This is a genomic window from Thermus parvatiensis (genome assembly GCF_001535545.1).
GTDB classification, from domain to species: domain Bacteria; phylum Deinococcota; class Deinococci; order Deinococcales; family Thermaceae; genus Thermus; species Thermus parvatiensis.
Window position 1 is genome coordinate 289127 of sequence record NZ_CP014141.1, and the last position, 15067, is coordinate 304193.

The following is a 15067-nucleotide window of genomic DNA, read 5'->3' on the forward strand; positions in this document are numbered from 1 at the left end:
CCCTGTGGACATCCGGGAGATCCTCAAGGTCCTGCCCCACCGCTACCCCTTTCTCCTCGTGGACCGGGTGCTGGAGGCGGACGAGAGGCGCTTCAAGGCCCTCAAGAACGTGACCTTCAACGAGCCCCACTTCCAGGGGCACTTCCCCGGCCACCCCGTCATGCCCGGGGTGCTGATCCTGGAGGCCATGGCCCAGGCGGCCGTGGGGGCGCTGGTGCGCCAGCCGGGCTTTCCCCAAGGGGGCCTCGCCTTCCTCGCCGGGGTGGAGGGGGCCCGGTTCCGGCGGCCCGTCTACCCGGGGGACACCCTGATCCTCGAGGGGGAGCTCCTCGCCTTCCGCCGGGGCGTGGGCAAGGTGGCGGTCCGGGCCCTGGTGGAGGGGGAGGAGCGGGCGAGCGCCACCCTGACCTTCGTCCTCCAGGGGGCCTCCTGATGGCGGACCTGGAGCGCTACCTCAAGCGGGCCCGGGGCGGCCGGGTGGTGCGCACGGGCTTCCTGGACCCCGAGGACCAGGCCCGCCTGGAGGAGATGGCCCGCCGGGAGGGGATCCGGGTGGCCTTCTTCGGCGGCTTTCCCCTGGCGGAGCGCAAGGTGGCCGTCCTCTACCCCGAGGAGGTGCCCTCCGTCTCCGACCCCGTGGAGGTGGTCCTCCTGGACCGCCCCCCGCCCGCCGACCTGGGGGAGGTTTTGGGCGAGGTGGAGGAGGGGGAGGAAGGGGTTTTGGCCGCCCTCCTCCCCGAAGGGAGGAAGGCCCTCGAGGCCCAGGGCTACCGCCTCGCTCCCCCTCCCGAAGGGGCCCTGAGGCCCCCTAGGGAGCGGGTGCGCACCCTGGTCGTCCCCTCCTTGCGGGTGGACGCCGTGGGGGCCAAGGGCTTCGGCGTCTCCCGGTCCTACTTCGCCCAGGGGGTCAAGGCGGGCAAGGTGCGCCTCAAGGGGAGGCCCGCCTCCCCCAAGGACGAGGTGGCCCCGGGGGATACCCTCTTTGCCGAGGGGCTCGGGACCCTCAGGCTTCTGGAGGTGGTTGGCAAGACGGTGCGGGGCAACTATAAAATCAAGGTGGAGGTGGAGCGGTAGGAGGAGGAATCGGTCCCGTTTTCGGCGAGCCGGATTGACGGAAGTGGGCCTTCCGGTATAGATTAGGGTTTGTGCTCTTTGGTCGGGCCAAGGGAGCACGGTAAGAGCCAGCCGCCGCAAGGGGATGGCCCCCTTGCGGAAGAACCCTGTTAGCTTACCTCGGGCGGCCCGCCTTCCTTGAGGTGACGCATGGAGATCAAGCGGTTCGGTCGCATCCGAGAGGTTATCCCCCTTCCACCCCTCACCGAGATCCAGGTGGAGTCTTACCGCAGGGCCTTGCAGGCCGATGTTCCTCCCGAAAAGCGGGAAAACGTCGGCATCCAGGCAGCTTTCCGGGAGACCTTCCCCATTGAGGAGGAGGACAAGGGCAAGGGCGGTCTAGTGCTGGACTTCCTGGAGTACCGCCTGGGCGAGCCCCCCTTCCCCCAGGACGAGTGCCGGGAGAAGGACCTCACCTACCAGGCCCCCCTCTACGCCCGGCTCCAGCTCATCCACAAGGACACGGGCCTCATCAAGGAGGACGAGGTCTTCCTGGGGCACATCCCCCTGATGACCGAGGACGGCTCCTTCATCATCAACGGGGCCGACCGGGTCATCGTCTCCCAGATCCACCGCTCCCCGGGGTCTACTTCACCCCCGACCCCGCCCGGCCCGGGCGCTACATCGCCAGCATCATCCCCCTGCCCAAGCGGGGCCCCTGGATTGACCTGGAGGTGGAGCCGAACGGCGTCGTCTCCATGAAGGTCAACAAGCGGAAGTTCCCCCTGGTCCTCCTCCTTCGGGTCCTGGGGTACGACCAGGAGACCCTGGCCCGGGAGCTTGGGGCCTACGGGGAGCTGGTCCAGGGCCTCATGGACGAGAGCGTCTTCGCCATGCGCCCCGAGGAGGCTCTGATCCGCCTCTTCACCCTCCTCCGCCCCGGGGACCCGCCCAAGCGGGACAAGGCCGTGGCCTACGTCTACGGCCTCATCGCCGACCCCAGGCGGTACGACCTGGGCGAGGCCGGGCGGTACAAGGCGGAGGAGAAGCTGGGGATCCGCCTCTCGGGCCGCACCCTGGCCCGCTTTGAGGACGGGGAGTTCAAGGACGAGGTCTTCCTCCCCACCCTCCGCTACCTCTTCGCCCTCACCGCCGGGGTCCCGGGCCACGAGGTGGACGACATCGACCACCTGGGCAACCGCCGCATCCGCACCGTGGGGGAGCTCATGACCGACCAGTTCCGGGTGGGGCTCGCCCGCCTCGCCCGGGGGGTGCGGGAGCGGATGCTCATGGGCTCAGAGGACAGCCTCACCCCGGCCAAGCTGGTGAACAGCCGCCCCTTGGAGGCCGCCATCCGGGAGTTCTTCAGCCGCAGCCAGCTTTCCCAGTTCAAGGACGAGACCAACCCCCTCTCCTCCCTGCGCCACAAGCGGCGGATCTCCGCCCTGGGCCCGGGCGGCCTCACCCGGGAGCGGGCGGGGTTTGACGTGCGCGACGTCCACCGCACCCACTACGGGCGCATCTGCCCCGTGGAGACCCCCGAGGGCGCCAACATCGGCCTCATCACCTCCTTGGCGGCCTACGCCCGGGTGGACGAGCTGGGCTTCATCCGCACCCCCTACCGCCGGGTGGTGGGCGGGGTGGTTACCGACGAGGTGGTCTACATGACGGCCACCGAGGAGGACCGCTACACCATCGCCCAGGCCAACACCCCCCTGGAGGGGAACCGGATCGCGGCCGAGCGGGTGGTGGCCCGGAGGAAGGGGGAGCCCGTGATCGTGAGCCCGGAAGAAGTGGAGTTCATGGACGTGAGCCCCAAGCAGGTCTTCTCCGTGAACACCAACCTCATTCCCTTCCTGGAGCACGACGACGCCAACCGGGCCCTCATGGGCTCCAACATGCAAACCCAGGCCGTGCCCCTCATCCGGGCCCAGGCCCCCGTGGTGATGACGGGCCTCGAGGAGCGGGTGGTGCGGGACTCCCTGGCCGCCCTCTACGCCGAGGAGGACGGGGAGGTGGCCCAGGTGGACGGCAACCGCATCGTCGTGCGCTACGAGGACGGCCGCCTGGTGGAGCACCCCTTGCGCCGCTACGTGCGCTCCAACCAGGGCACCGCCCTGGACCAGCGCCCAAGGGTGCGGGTGGGACAGCGGGTGCGCAAAGGGGACCTCCTCGCCGACGGCCCCGCCTCTGAGAACGGCTTCCTGGCCCTGGGGCAGAACGTCCTCGTGGCCATCATGCCCTTTGACGGGTACAACTTTGAGGACGCCATCGTCATCAGCGAGGAGCTCCTCAAGCGGGACTTTTACACCTCCATCCACATTGAGCGCTACGAGATTGAGGCCCGGGACACCAAGCTCGGCCCCGAGCGGATCACCCGGGACATCCCCCACCTCTCCGAGGCCGCCCTAAGGGACCTGGACGAGGAGGGCGTGGTGCGCATCGGCGCCGAGGTAAAGCCGGGGGACATCCTCGTGGGGCGGACCAGCTTCAAGGGCGAGTCCGAGCCCACCCCCGAGGAAAGGCTCCTCCGCTCCATCTTCGGCGAGAAGGCCCGGGACGTGAAGGACACCTCCCTCCGGGTGCCGCCCGGGGAAGGGGGGATCGTGGTCCGCACCGTCCGGCTGCGGCGGGGCGACCCCGGGGTGGAGCTCAAGCCCGGGGTGCGGGAGGTGGTCCGGGTCTACGTGGCCCAGAAGCGCAAGCTCCAGGTGGGGGACAAGCTCGCCAACCGCCACGGGAACAAAGGGGTGGTGGCCAAGATCCTCCCCGTGGAGGACATGCCCCACCTGCCCGACGGCACCCCCGTGGACGTGATCCTGAACCCTCTCGGCGTGCCCAGCCGGATGAACCTGGGGCAGATCCTGGAAACCCACCTGGGCCTCGCCGGTTACTTCCTGGGGCAGCGCTACATCTCTCCCATCTTCGACGGGGCCAAGGAGCCCGAGATCAAGGAACTCCTCGCCCAGGCCTTTGAGGTCTACTTCGGCAAGCGCAAGGGCGAGGGCTTCGGCGTGGACAAGCGGGAGGTGGAGGTCCTCCGCCGGGCGGAGAAGCTTGGCCTCGTCACCCCGGGCAAGCCCCCGGAGGAGCAGCTTAAGGAGCTCTTCCTCCAGGGCAAGGTGGTCCTCTACGACGGCCGCACGGGCGAGCCCATTGAGGGCCCCATCGTGGTGGGGCAGATGTTCATCATGAAGCTCTACCACATGGTGGAGGACAAGATGCACGCCCGCTCCACGGGGCCCTACTCCCTCATCACCCAGCAGCCCCTGGGCGGGAAGGCCCAGTTCGGCGGCCAGCGCTTCGGGGAAATGGAGGTCTGGGCTCTCGAGGCCTACGGGGCGGCCCACACCCTCCAGGAGATGCTCACCCTCAAGTCCGACGACATCGAGGGCAGGAACGCCGCCTACGAGGCCATCATCAAGGGGGAGGATGTTCCCGAGCCCAGCGTCCCCGAGTCCTTCCGCGTGCTGGTGAAGGAGCTCCAGGCCCTGGCCTTGGACGTGCAGACCTTGGATGAGAAGGACAACCCCGTGGACATTTTTGAGGGGTTGGCTTCCAAGCGGTGAGGGTGAAGGCGGTTCCCCCGAGGTGAAGCATGAAAAAAGAGGTTCGTAAGGTTCGCATCGCTTTGGCCTCCCCGGAGAAGATCCGCTCCTGGAGCTACGGGGAGGTGGAGAAGCCCGAGACCATCAACTACCGCACCCTCAAGCCCGAGCGGGACGGCCTCTTTGACGAGCGCATCTTCGGCCCCATCAAGGACTACGAGTGCGCCTGCGGCAAGTACAAGCGCCAGCGCTTTGAGGGCAAGGTGTGCGAGCGGTGCGGCGTGGAGGTGACGAAGAGCATCGTCCGCCGCTACCGCATGGGCCACATTGAGCTCGCCACCCCCGCCGCCCACATCTGGTTCGTCAAGGACGTCCCCTCCAAGATCGGGACCCTCTTGGACCTCTCCGCCACCGAGCTGGAGCAGGTCCTCTACTTCAGCAAGTACATCGTCTTAGACCCCAAGGGGGCTGTCCTGAACGGGGTCCCGGTGGAAAAGCGCCAGCTCCTCACCGACGAGGAGTACCGGGAGCTCCGCTACGGCAAGCAGGAGACCTATCCCCTGCCCCCTGGGGTGGACGCCCTGGTGAAGGACGGGGAGGAGGTGGTGAAGGGCCAGGAGCTTGCCCCTGGGGTGGTGAGCCGCCTGGACGGCGTGGCCCTCTACCGCTTCCCCCGCCGCGTCCGGGTGGAGTACGTGAAGAAGGAGCGGGCCGGGCTCAGGCTTCCCCTCGCCGCCTGGGTGGAGAAGGAGGCCTACAAGCCCGGCGAGGTCCTCGCCGAGCTCCCCGAGCCCTACCTCTTCCGGGCCGAGGAGGAGGGCGTGGTGGAGCTTAGGGAGCTGGAGGAAGGGGCCTTCCTCGTCCTCCGCCAGGAGGACGAGCCCGTGGCCACCTACTTCCTCCCCGTGGGCATGACGCCCCTCGTGGTCCACGGGGAAATCGTGGAGAAGGGCCAGCCCCTGGCCGAGGCCAAGGGCCTTCTCCGCATGCCCCGCCAGGTCCGGGCCGCCCAGGTGGAGGCGGAGGAGGAGGGGGAGACGGTCTACCTCACCCTCTTCCTGGAGTGGACGGAGCCCAAGGACTACCGCGTTCAGCCCCACATGAACGTGGTGGTCCCCGAGGGGGCCAGGGTGGAGCCCGGGGACAGGATCGTGGCCGCCATTGACCCCGAGGAGGAGGTCATCGCCGAGGCCGAAGGGATCGTCCACCTCCACGAGCCCGCCAGCATCCTGGTGGTCAAGGCCCGGGTCTACCCCTTTGAGGACGACGTGGAGGTTTCCACCGGGGACCGGGTGGCCCCTGGGGACGTGCTGGCCGATGGGGGTAAGGTCAAAAGCGAGATCTACGGCCGGGTGGAGGTGGACCTGGTCCGCAACGTGGTCCGGGTGGTGGAGTCCTACGACATTGACGCCCGCATGGGGGCCGAGGCCATCCAGCAGCTCCTTAGGGAGCTGGACCTCGAGGCCCTGGAAAAAGAGCTTCTGGAGGAGATGAAGCACCCCTCCCGGGCCCGGCGGGCCAAGGCCCGCAAGCGCCTGGAGGTGGTGCGGGCCTTCCTGGACTCGGGGAACCGGCCCGAGTGGATGATCCTCGAGGCCGTCCCCGTCCTGCCCCCGGACCTGCGGCCCATGGTCCAGGTGGACGGGGGCCGCTTCGCCACCAGCGACCTCAACGACCTCTACCGGCGTCTCATCAACCGCAACAACCGCCTGAAGAAGCTTTTGGCCCAGGGTGCCCCCGAGATCATCATCCGCAACGAGAAGCGGATGCTGCAGGAGGCGGTGGACGCCCTCCTGGACAACGGCCGCCGCGGCGCTCCCGTGACCAACCCCGGCTCCGACCGGCCCCTCAGGAGCCTCACCGACATCCTCTCCGGCAAGCAGGGCCGCTTCCGCCAGAACCTCCTGGGCAAGCGGGTGGACTACTCGGGCCGAAGCGTGATCGTGGTGGGCCCCCAGCTCAAGCTCCACCAGTGCGGCCTGCCCAAGCGCATGGCCCTGGAGCTCTTCAAGCCCTTCCTCCTCAAGAGGATGGAGGAGAAGGGCATCGCCCCCAACGTCAAGGCGGCGCGGCGCATGCTGGAACGCCAGCGGGACATCAAGGACGAGGTGTGGGACGCCCTGGAGGAGGTGATCCACGGCAAGGTGGTCCTCCTTAACCGGGCCCCCACCCTGCACCGCCTGGGCATCCAGGCCTTCCAGCCCGTCTTGGTGGAGGGGCAGTCCATCCAGCTCCACCCCCTGGTGTGCGAGGCCTTCAACGCCGACTTTGACGGGGACCAGATGGCGGTGCACGTGCCCCTTTCCTCCTTCGCCCAGGCCGAGGCCCGCATCCAGATGCTCTCCGCCCACAACCTCCTCTCCCCAGCCTCCGGGGAACCCCTGGCCAAGCCCAGCCGGGACATCATCCTGGGCCTTTACTACATCACCCAGGTGCGCAAGGAGAAGAAGGGGGCGGGCCTGGAGTTCGCCACCCCCGAGGAGGCCCTGGCCGCCCACGAGCGGGGCGAGGTGGCCCTGAACACCCCCATCAAGGTGGCGGGCAGGGAGACCAGCGTGGGCCGGCTCAAGTACGTCTTCGCCAACCCCGACGAGGCCCTCCTCGCCGTGGCCCACGGCATCGTGGACCTGCAGGACGTGGTCACCGTCCGCTACATGGGCAAGCGGCTGGAGACGAGCCCGGGCCGCATCCTCTTCGCCCGCATCGTGGCCGAGGCGGTGGAGGACGAGAAGGTGGCCTGGGAACTCATCCAGCTGGACGTGCCCCAGGAGAAGAACTCCCTCAAGGACCTGGTCTACCAGGCCTTCCTCCGCCTGGGGATGGAGAAGACCGCCAGGCTTCTGGACGCCCTTAAGTACTACGGCTTCACCTTCTCCACCACGAGCGGCATCACCATCGGCATTGACGACGCCGTGATCCCGGAGGAGAAGAAGCAGTACCTGGAGGAGGCCGACCGCAAGCTCCTCCAGATTGAGCAGGCCTACGAGATGGGCTTCCTCACCGACCGGGAGCGGTACGACCAGATCCTCCAGCTCTGGACCGAGACCACGGAGAAGGTCACCCAGGCGGTCTTCAAGAACTTTGAGGAGAACTACCCCTTCAACCCCCTCTACGTCATGGCCCAGTCCGGGGCCCGGGGCAACCCGCAGCAGATCCGCCAGCTCTGCGGCATGCGGGGCCTCATGCAGAAGCCCTCGGGCGAGACCTTTGAGGTGCCGGTGCGCTCCTCCTTCCGCGAGGGCCTCACCGTCTTGGAGTACTTCATCTCCAGCCACGGGGCCCGTAAGGGTGGGGCGGACACCGCCCTCCGCACCGCCGACTCCGGGTACCTTACCCGCAAGCTCGTGGACGTGACCCACGAGATCGTGGTGCGGGAGGCGGACTGCGGCACCACCAACTACATCTCCGTTCCCCTCTTCCAGCCCGACGAGGTGACCCGCTCCTTGCGCCTGAGGAAGCGCGCGGACATTGAGGCGGGCCTCTACGGGCGCGTCCTGGCCCGGGAGGTGGAGGTCCTGGGGGTGCGCCTCGAGGAGGGCCGCTACCTCTCCATGGACGACGTCCACCTCCTCATCAAGGCCGCCGAGGCCGGGGAGATCCAGGAGGTGCCCGTCCGCAGCCCCCTCACCTGCCAGACCCGCTACGGGGTCTGCCAGAAGTGCTACGGGTACGACCTCTCCATGGCCCGGCCCGTCTCCATCGGCGAGGCGGTGGGCATCGTGGCCGCCCAGTCCATCGGCGAGCCCGGCACCCAGCTCACCATGCGCACCTTCCACACGGGCGGCGTGGCCGGGGCCGCGGACATCACCCAGGGTCTGCCCCGCGTCATTGAGCTCTTTGAGGCCCGCCGCCCCAAGGCCAAGGCGGTGATCTCCGAGATTGACGGCGTGGTGCGCATTGAGGAAACGGAGGAGAAACTCTCCGTTTTCGTGGAGTCCGAGGGCTTCTCCAAGGAGTACAAGCTCCCCAAGGAGGCGCGCCTTCTCGTCAAGGACGGGGACTACGTGGAGGCGGGCCAGCCCCTCACCCGCGGGGCCATTGACCCCCACCAGCTTTTGGAGGCCAAGGGCCCCGAGGCGGTGGAGCGCTACCTGGTGGAGGAGATCCAGAAGGTCTACCGGGCCCAGGGCGTGAAGCTGCACGACAAGCACATTGAGATCGTGGTCCGCCAGATGCTGAAGTACGTGGAGGTGACCGACCCTGGGGATAGCCGCCTCTTGGAGGGCCAGGTCCTGGAGAAGTGGGACGTGGAGGCCCTGAACGAGCGGCTCATCGCCGAGGGCAAGACCCCGGTGGCCTGGAAGCCCCTCCTCATGGGGGTCACGAAGAGCGCCCTCTCCACCAAGAGCTGGCTCTCCGCCGCCAGCTTCCAGAACACCACCCACGTCCTCACCGAGGCGGCCATCGCCGGGAAGAAGGACGAGCTCATCGGCCTCAAGGAGAACGTCATCCTGGGCCGCCTGATCCCGGCGGGCACGGGTTCGGACTTCGTCCGCTTCACCCAGGTGGTGGACCAGAAGACCCTGAAGGCCATTGAGGAGGCCCGCAAGGAGGCGGTGGAGGCCAAGGAGCGACCCGCCGCCCGGCGCGGGGTCAAGCGGGAGCAGCCCGGAAAGCAGGCTTAAGCCCCCCCGCAGGCGTAAGGCCCCCGGTTTCCCCGGGGGCCTTTTTCCGGCATAATGGGCCCGTGCGCGCCCGGTTGTACGCCGCGTTCCGTCAGGTGGGCGAGGACCTCTTCGCCCAGGGCCTCATCTCCGCCACGGCCGGGAACTTCTCCGTGCGCACCAAGGGGGGGTTCCTCATCACCAAAAGCGGGGTGCAGAAGGCGAGGCTCACCCCGGAGGACCTTCTGGAGGTGCCCTTGGAAGGGCCCATCCCCGAAGGGGCGAGCGTGGAGAGCGTGGTCCACCGGGAGGTCTACCGCAGGACCGGGGCCAAGGCCTTGGTCCACGCCCACCCCCGGGTGGCCGTGGCCCTCTCCTTCCACCTTCCCCGCCTGAAGCCTTTGGACCTCGAGGGCCAGCACTACCTGAAGGAGGTCCCGGTCCTCGCCCCCAAGACGGTCTCCGCCACGGAGGAGGCGGCCTTGAGCGTGGCCGAGGCCTTGCGGGAGCACCGGGCCTGCCTCCTGAGGGGGCACGGGGCCTTCGCCGTGGGCCTGAAGGGGGCCCCGGAGGAGGCCCTCCTCGAGGCCTACGGCCTCATGACCACCCTGGAGGAGAGCGCCCAGATCCTCCTCTACCACCGCCTCTGGCAGGGGGCGGGGCCCGCCTTGGGGGTGGGGAATGAGGGTCCTCTTCGTGGAGGGGAAGGACCGGGAGGCCCTGGTGGCCCTGGCGGAGGCCCTTCCCCATCCCTACTGGCTCCTTCAGGGCGAAGGGGTCTTCCTCCTCCAGGTCCTCGGGCCGGGGAGGAGGCCCGGGCCCGGGCCGAGGCCGTGCCTGGGGTCAGGGTCTGGGCCTTCCGCCTGGAGGATGGGGTAGTCTATAGGGGATGCGGGAAGAGATCGGGTACGTCCCCGTAGGGGAGGCGGAGCTTTACGTGGAGGACGTGGGTCCCGTGGAGGGGCCCGCCCTCCTCGTCCTCCACGGCGGTCCCGGGGGGAACGCCTACGTCCTGCGGGAAGGCCTCCAAGACTACCTGGAGGGCTTCCGCGTGGTCTACTTTGACCAGCGGGGCTCGGGGCGGAGCCTGGAGCTTCCCCAAGACCCCAGGCTCTTCACCGTGGACGCGTTGGTGGAGGACACCCTCCTCCTCGCCGAGGCCTTGGGGATTGAGCGCTTCGGCCTCCTCGCCCACGGCTTCGGGGCGGTGGTGGCCCTGGAGGTGCTCAGGCGCTTTCCCCAGGCGGAAGGGGCCATCCTCCTCGCTCCCTGGGTCAACTTCCCTTGGCTCGCCGCCCGCCTGGCGGAGGCGGCGGGGCTTGCCCCCCTCCCCGACCCGGAGGAGAACCTCAAGGAGGCCCTCAAGCGGGAGGAGCCCAAGGTCCTCTTTGACCGCCTCATGTTCCCCACCCCCCGGGGGCGGATGGCCTACGAGTGGCTCGCCGAGGGGGCGGGGATCCTGGGCTCGGACGCGCCCGGCCTCGCCTTCCTGCAGAACGGGCTTTGGCGCCTGGACTACACCCCCTACCTCACCCCGGAGCGCCGCCCCCTCTACGTCCTCGTGGGGGAGCGGGACGGGACGAGCTACCCCTACGCCGAGGAGGTGGCCTCGAGGCTCCGCGCCCCCATCCGGGTCCTCCCGGAGGCGGGCCACTACCCCTGGATTGACGCCCCCGAGGCCTTTGAAGAGGCCTTCAAGGAGGCCCTCGCCGCCTTGGTCCCCGCCCTCCGCGGGCCTCTGGTAGACTGAGGCCGTCACCGGGGGTGCCCCAAAGGGGCTGAGAGCATACCCTTGGAACCTGATCCGGGTCATGCCGGCGTAGGGAAGGTGACGGCCATCCCCTCCCGGTGACAAGGAGGGGCGCGATGCGGAAAATCCTGGCGGCTTTGGCGTTCCTGACCCTGGGCTTGGCCCAGGAGCTTGTGGTCCTCACCCACTCCAGCTTCTCCCTGGACAAGGCCCTTATCGCCCGGTTCCAGGAGGAGACGGGGATCCGGCTCCGTTTCCTCAAGGGGGGCGATGCGGGGGAGACCCTGAACAAGGCCATCCTCTCTAAGGGGGCCCCCATCGCCGACGTCCTCTACGGTTTTGACAACACCTTCCTCTCCCGGGCCCTCGAGGCGGACATCCTCCTCCCCTACGTGAGCCCGGAGATCCGAAACCTCCGCTCCGAGCTCCTTCTGGACCCCAGCTTCCGGGCCATCCCCGTGGACTACGGTTTCGTCAGCCTCAACTACGATCGGGCCTACTTCCGGGGCAAGGCCCTGCCGCAAAAGCCGGAGGACCTCGCCCGCCCGGAGTACGCCCGGCTTCTCGTGGTGCAAAACCCGGCCACCAGCTCTCCGGGCCTCGCCTTCCTGATGGCCACGGTGGCCCGCTTCGGGGAGGACGGATACCTAGACTTCTGGGCCAGGCTCCGCGACGGGGGTGTCCGGGTGGCCAAGGGCTGGAGCGAGGCCTACTACACCCACTTCACCCTTCACGGCGGCGACCGGCCCCTGGTGGTTTCCTACACCACGAGCCCCGCCGCCGAGGTCTACTACTCCGAGGGCAAGTACAAGGAGCCGCCCACCGGGAACCTCTTCCCGGAGCTTGCCTTCTTCCAGGTGGAGTTCGTGGGCATCCTCAAGGGGACCAAGAACCTGGAGGCCGCCCGCCGCTTCGTGGACTGGCTCCTTTCCCGCCCCGTGCAGGAGAACATCCCCACGGAGATGTGGGTCTACCCCGCCAGGCGAGACGCCCGCCTGCCCGAGGTCTTCCGCTTCACCCCGCCTCCCCCCGGGGCCGTGCGCCTGGACCCGGCCCGCATGGCGGCGAACCGGGAGCGGTGGATTGAGGAGTGGACCCGGGTGGTCCTCCAGGGCCAAGACCCCGAGGCGGTGCGGGCCGGGCGGCGGTGAGCCCCGGTGGGCGCGGCCGCCCTGGTCCTCGCCTTCCTCGCCTTTGCCCTCTTCTACCCCTTGGGCCGGGTCCTGGTCCTGGGGGTGGGGGAGGGGTTCGGCCGCGCCCTGGCCAACCCCTACTACTGGGAGCGCTACCTCTTCAGCCTGGAGTACGGCCTCGGCTCCGCCCTCCTCACCCTGGCCTTGGCCCTGCCCCTCGCCTTCCTCTTCCGCTGGCGCTTCCCGGGTAGGGCGGGCTTCCTCGCCCTTTCCACCCTGCCCTTCGTCCTGCCCACCCCGGTGGTGGCCTTGGGGTTTTTGGCCCTGGTGGGGCCTCGAGGGCTTCTGGGCCTGGACCTCTACGGCACCCGGGCCGTCCTCTACTGGGCCGCCCTTTTCTACAACCTGGGCCTCGCCCTGCGCATCCTCCTCCCGGTGGCCCTGGCGCTGGAAAGGCCCCTGGAGGCGGCCCGGGTCCTGGGGGCAAGCCCTTTGCGGGCCTTCCTTCGGGTGGGGCTCCCCCTCCTCCTCCCCGCCTTGGGCTCGGCGGGCCTCCTTGTTTTCCTCTACGCCTTCTCCGCCTTCGGGGTGCCCCTCCTGCTCGGGGGCCCCGGTACGCCACCTTGGAGGTGGAGGTCTACACCCTTCTCGCCTACCGCCTGGCCTTCCCCGAGGCCAGCGCCCTCATGCTCCTCCAGGTGGCCACCTTGGGCGGGGTGGCCCTCCTCTACCTCCGCCTCCAGGGGGCGGTCCTCCCGCCCCCCGTTCCGCCCCGCCCCCTCCCGCGGGGGCGGGGGTGGGCCCTGGCCCTGGGGATGGGGGTCTTCTTCCTCGGGGTTTACGCCCCCCTCCTCGCCCTGGCCCTGCGCCTGGAGCCCCTGGCCTTGGTCTCCGCCTGGGCCTCGGAGGACTTCACCCCCTTGCCCCTGGCCCTGGCCAACACCCTCCGCTTCAGCCTGGGAGGCTTGGGCCTGGCCCTCCTTTTGGGGGTGGCCTACGCCTTCGCCGCCCGGGGAAGGCTCTGGGTGGACCTCTTGGGCCTCCTGCCCCTCATGGTGAGCCCGGTGGCCGTGGGCCTCGGGTACCTCGTGGCCTACCCTGGCCTCCGGGGCTCCCTCCTTCTCCTCCTCACCGCCTACGCCCTCCTCGCCTACCCCCTCCTCGCCCGGGCCCTCCTCCCCGCCCTCCGGGGCCTCCCCCCGAGCCTCCTCCAGGCGGCCCGGGTCCTGGGGGCGGGCCCCTTCCGGGCCTTCTTTCGGGTGGAGCTTCCCCTCCTCCTCCCCGCCCTCTCTTCGGGGACGGCCTTGGCCCTGGCGGCCCTTTTGGGGGAGTTCGGGGCGAGCCTCGTCCTCTGGCGGCCCGAGTGGACCACCCTGGCCCTGGCCATCTACGAGCGGCTGGGCCGCCCCGGGGAGGGCCCTTTCCGGGAGGCGGTGGCCCTGGCCCTGGTCCTCGCCCTCCTCTCCGCCGGGCTCTTCTACCTGCTGGACCGGGGCCGGGGGCGGTTCGGCTAGGGGCCTTCCCCTTGGCAGGTGGGGCAGAAGTGGGTGCCCCGCCCGGCCACCACCCGCCGCTCCACCGGGCGCCCGCAGGCCGGGCAGGGGAGGCCCTCCCGGCCGTAGACGGCGTGGCGCGTCTGGAAGCCCCCAGGGAGGCCGTCGGGCTGGCGGTAGCTTTGGTCCGAGAGGGTGCTTCCCCCGAGTTCCACGGCCTCCGCCAGCACCTCGCGCAGGGCCCGGTGGAGGCGCCGCGCCTCCTCCTCGGTGAGGCTTCGGGCGGGGCGGAAGGGGCTTAGGCGGGCGCGGAAGAGGGCCTCGTCGGCGTAGATGTTGCCCACCCCGGCGGCGAGGCGCTGGTCCAGGAGGAGGGCCTTGAGGGGCCTCGCGCTCTCCTTCAGCCCTCGGAAGAACCCGGGAAAGGCGAAGGTCTCCGAGAGGGGCTCGGGGCCGAGGCGGAGGAGGAGGGGGATCTCCCGGTAGTCCCCGCGCCGCACCCCCAAGAGGCGCCCGAAGCGCCGGGGGTCGTGGAAGTAGAGGGTCCGGTCCTCGAGGACCAAGGCCGCCCGGGTGTGGGGCGTCGGCTCCAGCCGAAACCCCCCCGTCATCCCCAGGTGGGCCACGAGCTCCACCCCGCCCTCGAGGGCGAAGAGGAGGAACTTCCCCCGGCGGTCCACCTCCAGGACCCGCCTCCCCTCCACGAGGGCCGTGTTCCGGTAGCGGGCGGGGTCGTGGTGGACCACCTGCCTAAGGGTCTGGCCCAGGACCAGGGGACGCAGCCGCCTACGGGTGGTCTCCACCTCGGGAAGCTCGGGCACGGGGCCTCCTTTTCGCCAGGAAGCGGTAGAGCCGCTCGCCCGTCCCGAAGGGGACGAGGAGGAGGAGAAAAGGGTAAAGGGGCCAGAGGAGGGGAAGCCGCCGGGCCAGGGCGAGGAGGGCGGCGTAGCCCCGGTGGGTCCGGTCCCCCTCCAGGACGTGAAGCTCCTCCAGAAGCGCCTTCGGGTCCAGGCCGGAGGCCTCTTGCAAGGGCACCACCTGGAGGGTGCCCCCAAGGTCCAGGGCCTTGAGGGTCCGCCCCAGGGCGCGGCAGTAGGGGCAGGCGCCGTCAATCAGTACCCGCATGGGCCTCCACCGGGACCGGCTCCCCCTTCTCGTTCACCGCCACGTAGGTGAGGACCCCCTGGGTGGCCAGGACCCTTTGGTTCCCCTCCCCAAAGCGCTCCTTGTAGACCTCTACCTCCACGGTGAGGGAGGTCCGGCCCACCCGCACCACCCGGGCCACCACCTCCAGGAGGTCCCCGGTGCGGATGGGCACCTTGAACTCCACGCTGCCCACCGCCACGGTCACCACGGGGCGCCTGGCCCGGCGGGCGGCGGCGTAGGAGCCCACCTTGTCCATGAGCCCGAGGACAAAGCCGCCGAAGGCGGCCCCCAAGGGGTTGGTGTGCTCGGGGAAGACGAGCTCTAGGGTTCGCGCCTCCAT

General features: G+C 69.5%; 8 protein-coding genes, 4 pseudogenes and 1 riboswitch. Of the genes and pseudogenes, 9 read left to right on the forward strand and 3 right to left on the reverse strand.

Going from position 1 to position 15067, the window contains the following annotated elements; all coding sequences use genetic code 11:
• Positions 1 to 4: 4 nt before the first annotated feature.
• The 9 genes and pseudogenes from fabZ (at position 5) to AV541_RS01680 (ending at position 13602) form a co-directional block, all read left to right on the forward strand.
• Positions 5 to 433 (forward strand): 3-hydroxyacyl-ACP dehydratase FabZ, encoded by a 429-nt coding sequence (gene fabZ / locus AV541_RS01640; protein ID WP_011173839.1) that lies wholly within the window; start codon positions 5 to 7, stop codon positions 431 to 433.
• On the forward strand, positions 433 to 1074 hold the full coding sequence (locus AV541_RS01645; protein WP_060384097.1) for a S4 domain-containing protein: 642 nt from the start codon (positions 433 to 435) through the stop codon (positions 1072 to 1074). Before fabZ ends, AV541_RS01645 begins: the two co-directional genes overlap by 1 nt.
• Positions 1075 to 1263: 189 nt before the next feature.
• Positions 1264 to 4622 (forward strand): annotated as a pseudogene (gene rpoB / locus AV541_RS01650) (DNA-directed RNA polymerase subunit beta).
• A gap of 29 nt (positions 4623 to 4651) precedes the next feature.
• Positions 4652 to 9226: a DNA-directed RNA polymerase subunit beta' gene (gene rpoC / locus AV541_RS01655; protein WP_060384098.1), complete on the forward strand. Its 4575-nt coding sequence runs from the start codon at positions 4652 to 4654 to the stop codon at positions 9224 to 9226.
• Positions 9227 to 9288: 62 nt separating this feature from the next.
• Positions 9289 to 9885 (forward strand): annotated as a pseudogene (locus AV541_RS01660) (fuculose-1-phosphate aldolase); the annotation flags it as partial.
• A gap of 1 nt (position 9886) precedes the next feature.
• Positions 9887 to 10125, forward strand: a pseudogene (locus tag AV541_RS12975) (hypothetical protein).
• The gene (locus tag AV541_RS01670) at positions 10095 to 10955 is read left to right on the forward strand and encodes an alpha/beta fold hydrolase (RefSeq protein ID WP_060384099.1); all 861 of its coding nucleotides are present in this window, start codon (positions 10095 to 10097) and stop codon (positions 10953 to 10955) included. Before AV541_RS12975 ends, AV541_RS01670 begins: the two are co-directional and overlap by 31 nt.
• A riboswitch (TPP riboswitch) is annotated at positions 10956 to 11049 on the forward strand.
• Between the two features lie 22 nt (positions 11050 to 11071).
• Positions 11072 to 12106 carry a thiamine ABC transporter substrate-binding protein gene (locus tag AV541_RS01675; protein WP_060384100.1) on the forward strand — a complete coding sequence of 345 codons (1035 nt, stop codon included), beginning with the start codon at positions 11072 to 11074 and terminating at the stop codon, positions 12104 to 12106.
• Between the two features lie 6 nt (positions 12107 to 12112).
• A pseudogene (locus AV541_RS01680) lies at positions 12113 to 13602 on the forward strand (ABC transporter permease).
• Here AV541_RS01680 and AV541_RS01685 read toward each other — a convergent pair.
• Genes AV541_RS01685 through AV541_RS01695 form a run of 3 tightly spaced genes read right to left on the reverse strand, consistent with a single transcriptional unit; the run spans position 13599 to position 15067 of the window.
• Complete coding sequence (locus tag AV541_RS01685) at positions 13599 to 14402, reverse strand: DNA-formamidopyrimidine glycosylase (protein ID WP_060384101.1); 804 nt, start codon at positions 14400 to 14402, stop codon at positions 13599 to 13601. The pseudogene AV541_RS01680 and the gene AV541_RS01685 overlap by 4 nt on opposite strands.
• Positions 14368 to 14706 (reverse strand): DCC1-like thiol-disulfide oxidoreductase family protein, encoded by a 339-nt coding sequence (locus tag AV541_RS01690; RefSeq protein ID WP_014510867.1) that lies wholly within the window; start codon positions 14704 to 14706, stop codon positions 14368 to 14370. Before AV541_RS01690 ends, AV541_RS01685 begins: the two co-directional genes overlap by 35 nt.
• A complete protein-coding gene (locus AV541_RS01695) occupies positions 14690 to 15067 on the reverse strand; it encodes an acyl-CoA thioesterase (RefSeq protein ID WP_060384102.1) in 378 nt (125 codons plus the stop codon). Before AV541_RS01695 ends, AV541_RS01690 begins: the two co-directional genes overlap by 17 nt.

What these genes read in the sequence shown, in the direction of transcription:
- AV541_RS01645 (WP_060384097.1), top strand. Translation starts at nt 433, where the DNA reads ATGGCGGACCTGGAGCGCTACCTCAAGCGGGCCCGGGGCGGCCGGGTG.
- rpoC (WP_060384098.1), top strand. Translation starts at nt 4,652, where the DNA reads ATGAAAAAAGAGGTTCGTAAGGTTCGCATCGCTTTGGCCTCCCCGGAG.
- AV541_RS01670 (WP_060384099.1), top strand. Translation starts at nt 10,095, where the DNA reads ATGCGGGAAGAGATCGGGTACGTCCCCGTAGGGGAGGCGGAGCTTTAC.
- AV541_RS01675 (WP_060384100.1), top strand. Translation starts at nt 11,072, where the DNA reads ATGCGGAAAATCCTGGCGGCTTTGGCGTTCCTGACCCTGGGCTTGGCC.
- AV541_RS01690 (WP_014510867.1), bottom strand. Translation starts at nt 14,706, where the DNA reads ATGCGGGTACTGATTGACGGCGCCTGCCCCTACTGCCGCGCCCTGGGG.
- AV541_RS01695 (WP_060384102.1), bottom strand. Translation starts at nt 15,067, where the DNA reads ATGGAGGCGCGAACCCTAGAGCTCGTCTTCCCCGAGCACACCAACCCC.